Source organism: Rahnella perminowiae, assembly GCF_019049755.1.
In the GTDB taxonomy this organism is placed as follows: domain Bacteria; phylum Pseudomonadota; class Gammaproteobacteria; order Enterobacterales; family Enterobacteriaceae; genus Rahnella; species Rahnella perminowiae.
Window position 1 is genome coordinate 1 of record NZ_JAFMOS010000335.1, and the last position, 5,227, is coordinate 5,227.

4 protein-coding genes are annotated in these 5,227 nt (G+C 52.3%); 2 read left to right on the plus strand and 2 right to left on the minus strand.

Going from position 1 to position 5,227, the window contains the following annotated elements:
• Positions 1 to 187 precede the first annotated feature (187 nt).
• Positions 188 to 445, plus strand: coding sequence for a hypothetical protein (locus J1785_RS03555; RefSeq protein ID WP_217218827.1), 258 nt, complete (start codon positions 188 to 190; stop codon positions 443 to 445).
• A 57-nt stretch (positions 446 to 502) separates the two neighbouring features.
• Here the strand turns inward: J1785_RS03555 and J1785_RS03560 are convergent, their stop codons facing one another.
• Entirely contained in the window at positions 503 to 1,147 is a 645-nt protein-coding gene (locus tag J1785_RS03560) for an NADPH-dependent F420 reductase (RefSeq protein ID WP_217138685.1), read from the minus strand.
• Positions 1,148 to 1,252: 105 nt separating this feature from the next.
• On the opposite strand from J1785_RS03560, the gene J1785_RS03565 reads away from it, so the two are divergent.
• Positions 1,253 to 2,140, plus strand: coding sequence for a LysR family transcriptional regulator (locus J1785_RS03565; protein ID WP_217157543.1), 888 nt, complete (start codon positions 1,253 to 1,255; stop codon positions 2,138 to 2,140).
• Positions 2,141 to 2,209: 69 nt separating this feature from the next.
• Here the strand turns inward: J1785_RS03565 and J1785_RS03570 are convergent, their stop codons facing one another.
• Positions 2,210 to 4,987: a flavocytochrome c gene (locus J1785_RS03570; RefSeq protein ID WP_217218828.1), complete on the minus strand. Its 2,778-nt coding sequence runs from the start codon at positions 4,985 to 4,987 to the stop codon at positions 2,210 to 2,212.
• Positions 4,988 to 5,227: the final 240 nt, after the last annotated feature.

The window sequence follows — 5,227 nt, forward strand, 5'->3', positions numbered from 1 at the left end:
ATTCTAGTATGCGCATTGAGGATATCTCTTTTTGTTTCAAAAATCATTATTTTAGAGCTCCGCACTAAATAAAAATGTGATTATACCCTTTAAGAGAGTAGAGTGGCACTCTATTTTTATTCGGTCAAAGTTAAAATCATTAACTACTTTAATTCACAAGTCAGATATTTCCCCTGCCGACATTCTGATGATGAATGCCATCACTGAATTTCACAAACGTGAATCAAAAGTTAAACACTTTCGGGGTAGCAGCGCCCAAATAATATTGAACAGATATTTTATCTGGCAATACCATTTATTTACCTTAGATGCCCGTGATGCTAAAAGACAAACAGGCGGCGTGGTGCTGATCGTCGTGACGATGGCGTGGATCATCGCGTTGTTTACGCTGATCAGTGCCGGGATTGTGCTGACCACAAGAGTTGTCGCCGTAGCTGGCAATTGACAGCGCGCTCAGCCCGCCCCCTTGCGCAGGGGACGAGCAAGATAATGCCTCTCTTTTTTATCTTCCTGCCGGTTCCGGCCTGACTGCGCCTTCCAGCGCAGCCTTTAATTCACTTTCGGTCATCCGCACACAATAGGACGGCATGCCGCGCTGGAAGCGCCAGCCTTCGGAAAGTGCGCCGACATCAACGGCGTCGAAACCAAATGCGTCGTATAACGCAATGACCGTTTTTTTCGTTTCCGCATCATCGCCGGCGACAGGCAATGCCCGGCGTTGCGGGTTTCCGGCAGGTAAGCCGTCTTTTTCAAGATCCGTCATCTGAATCGCATTGAACGCTTTGGTGATTTTTGACTGTGGCAGGAAGCCTGCAAGATATTCGCTGGTGGTCGTGGTCTGATTGTCCAGTTCTGCCACCTGACCGTCACGTTCGGGATAATAATTCACAGCATCGATGACCGGTTTTCCGGCGATTTCCGCGACCGGCAATTGCCCGATAGCCGTCAGTGGCACAGCAATCACCACGATATCGCCAAAAGCAGCGGCTTCTGTGGCCGTACCGATTTCACACCCGATCATCGGTCTGAGGCTGAATAACGTCTGAGGCCCCCGCGAATTACTGAGCATGACCTGATGTCCGGCTTTTATCGCCAGTTTCGCCACTGCCCGGCCCACAAAACCTGCCCCGATAATGCCTATTTTCATGATTTTTACCTTTCATTTTGTTGTCGATAGGTTAAGAATAATTCCCTACTCAATATTGATAAATCGTCGCTATCGACACACACAAACAACATATAAGAGGGAATCGTGGATCGTTTAACCAGCATGAATGTATTCGTCAGAACGGCCGATCTCGGTTCTTTCGCGGCCGCAGCTGAGGCATTACGTATTTCCCCGCAAATGGTCGCGAAGCATATTGCCCGTCTCGAATCACGACTGGGGACGCCACTGATCAACCGCACGACGCGGCGTCAGCATCTTACGGATATCGGACGCAGTTATTATGAGCGCTGTAAAATCGTGCTCTCAGAAGCCGAAGCGGCGGATGCCATCGCCCTTGAGATGAAAATCACGCCTTCAGGCACTTTGCGCGTTAACGCTCCGGTTACCTTCGGCACATCCTCGCTGACGCCTTTCATCACGCACTATCTTGCACAATATCCGGAGACACAAATAGAGCTGACCCTGAGCGACCGTCTGGTCGATCCGGTTGAAGAAGGTTATGAGGTGATCCTGCGAATTGGTGAACTCACTGACAGCCAGATGATTGCTTATCCGCTGCGACCGTACCGGCTGATTGCCTGTGCGTCTCCGGACTATCTTGCCCAAAATGGGGTGCCGGAAACGCCTGCAGAACTGGCCAACCATTCATGTCTGGTTTACGGTATCTGGTCGCCACAGGCCCCCTGCCGCTGGCAATTTTATAAAGAAGGAAAAATGCAGGAAATTCACCCAGAGGGCCGTTTGCGCTCGAACGACTGGCGCGCGCTGCTGCACGCCGCTGTCAGCGGATATGGCGTGACACTGGGGCCGGAAGATGTGCTGAAGGAAGAAATAAATGCAGGACGGCTGATACAGGTTTTACCCGGCTACGAAGGCCCTTCGCGACCAATGCATGTACTGACACCTGCCGGTTTACGGCAAACCGTGAAGATCCGCAGTTTTATTCAGGCGGTAAAACAAGCATTTGGCTGAACCCCCGGGCCAAAAAAAATCCACGCTTGTGCGTGGATTTTCACTTTGACGCGGTGAACAGTCAGAAGGTTACCGTTTCGCCAGCGCCGCCGCATTTTTACCGGCCAGAATGCCGAAGATAATAATATCGGCGACAGCATTACCACCGATGCGGTTCGCACCGTGGATACCACCGACCACTTCGCCTGCGGCCCAGGCACCGGTGATCGCCTGTTTCTGCACATTAAGCACGGCGGTATCAGGGTTAATGGTCACGCCACCCATGGTGTGATGCACACCCGGTGCGATGCGGATGGCAAAGAACGGGCCCTGATTAAGCGGGTGACGCAGCGCAGTCGTGCGGCCAAAGTCTTCGTCTTTTTTCTCCACGACAAACAGGTTGTAGCGCAACAACGTTTCCGACAGCGTGTGCGGATCCATATTCAGCTTCACCGCCAGTTCTTCCGGCGTAGGCGCGCTGATCACAAAGCCTTTGGCGATATACTCGTCGGCCGCTTTGTTACCCGCCCGCACCTGTTCGTCGAAGATCACCCATGCACTTTTTTCCGGTAACGCGATAATCCCGGCAGATACTTTGTCGCGGGTTTCCATTTCATTATAGAAACGCTTCCCGGCCTGACTGATCAGGATCGCACCCCCGCCACGGATCGCCTCTGAAATCAGATAAGAAGTCGTCTGCTCTACCGTCGGGTGGATCTGAATTTCGCCCATGTCAACGGTATCTGCGCCCAGTTTCTGCAGCAAGGCAATCCCGCTGCCGGTTGCACCTGCATGGTTCGTGGTCACGAAACCATCCAGTTCAGGGCGATATTTCACCACCATCTCGCGGTTGGCACTGAATCCTCCGGTGGCGACAATCACGCTTTTGGCATTCAGAATGCGGCTGTCATTGTATTCATCCACCACTTTAACGCCGGTCACCACGCCATTTTCAGACAGAATTTCGGCGACGGTGGTTTCGAGCAGCACTTCGATATCGCGCTTGTTGATGTTTTTCACCAGACCGCTGATCAGGAAGCCGCCGACTGCTGAACGATCCGCCGGACGATGCGTGCGGTCGATGCTCATCCCGCCGGTGATGGTGATATCGTTCAGTTCGATCTCTTTCGCCGCCAGCCATTCAACCGCTTCCGGGGCCAGTTCCACAAACTCTCTCAGCAGCACCGGATTGTTTTTGAATTTGCCGCCCTTCAGCGTTTCGTCATAAAACAGGTCTTTGCTGTCTTCGATGCCTTTCAGTTTCTGGAAACGGGTTTCTGCGGCGTTCATCCCCACTGAAGCTTTGATGGTATTGCCGCCGATGGTCGGCATTTTTTCGATAATCACCACATGCGCGCCTTCGTCATGTGCCTGAATCGCCGCAGCCAACCCTGCGCCACCGCTGCCCACCACCACAACATCATAGTTTTGCGGCGCCTGCGGGTTACCGCCCTCTTCAATAACATGTTCTTTGCTGGACGTCGCCAGCGCACGTGAGACCGCTTTTTTCAGCGCCTCACTCTGGGTGGTCGCGCCGGTAATGGCATCGACATGCGGACTGTTGGCGACCAGCATACGGGTTCGCAGGCTTTCAAACGTGGTGGTGAAATCGACGTCCAGCGAGTCATCTTTGACCAGTGCAATATCAGTAATACGGTCAGTATCGAGCGTAACGCTGATCTTCAGCTTCAGCGCTTCAGCTTCGACTTTTTCCTGATAAACCCCGGCTTTGTATTTACGGCCGGTGACGCTGGTGTCGCGGATCATGGCATCAACCAGCGAGAAGCGCCACAGCGGCTCAGGGATGTTCAGTTCTTCGCGTTTATGGCTGTCGATAAACAGCTCGAGATGATCGTTATTGATAATACGGTCAGCCCAGTCCGGATAAGCAATACAGGCTTTCCCGACGGCGATCAGATCAAAGCCGTATTCCAGCCCCTTTTCGGCATCAGCTTTATTGATCACCCCGCCGACGCCAATCACCGGCACTTTGGCGAGGGTTTCAGATCGCATGGCACGGTATTTAGTGATGAGTGGCGTCGGATCCTGGGTATCGACAATGGAAGGACGCAACAACTGCCCGACTGAGAAGTGTACGTAGTCCAGCCCGCGGGCGGCGAGTTTTTCCAGCAGATACATTGTATCGTCAAAACGGATACCGGGGACTTCCAGTTCTTCCGGCGAGAAGCGGTAGCCGATAATAAAAGACGCATCCGCCAGGCGTTCCGCCATTTTGTGGGTGATCTCGAGGACTTCCAGCGGGAAACGTGCGCGTTTGTCGCGGTCACCGCCCCATTTATCAGTGCGCTGGTTGGAGTTCGGCGAGTAAAACTGCTGGATCAGGTAGGTGTTTGCGCCATGGATTTCCACGCCATCGAAACCGGCTTTAATGGCACGGTTCACGGCATCACCAAACTTGGTGATCAGCGTGTCCACTTCTTCGCCGGTCAGCTCTTTCGGCCGGGTCGCACCTTCACGCGGCGCAGCAATGGCGCTTGGTGCCACTGGCGTACGGCCGCCGATCAGTTCCGGCTCCACCATTCTGCCGCCGTGATAAATCTGCAGAATCGCTTTTGAACCTTTAGATTTAATGGCATCAGCAATTTTCTTCAGACCGGAAATTTTGTTGTCGCTGTCGATAGCGATCGCGCCCGGGAACGCCGGCCCCATACGGTCAATGAAGCAGCATTCGACGATGATTGTACCGATACTACCGGCACGGTCGCGGTAGTATTCCACCAGTTCACTGGTCACGGTACCGTCATAAAAGCCGGTACAGGTCGTCATAGGGGCCATCAGCAGACGGTTTTTCAGTACCGCACCGTTAGGAAGCGTGAGCGGATTAAGTACCGGTGTCAGCTTATTCATTATGATCAACTCCGAAATGTGTAAGTCTTGAATTTTTTCGTGGCCGCATTGCTTATCCTTGCTTATCGTAAATAAAAACTACCGTTTAATTAAGCAATCCGGAGCAGGTGATGAATACAGAAATCTGTGGGCTAATGTATTTATATCAGACGATAAAATTAGCGTTATAAACGTTGTTTAAGCAGGAGTTGTTTATTTAACCGGCATGAAAACCGATACCATCATCAATTGTTAATGATG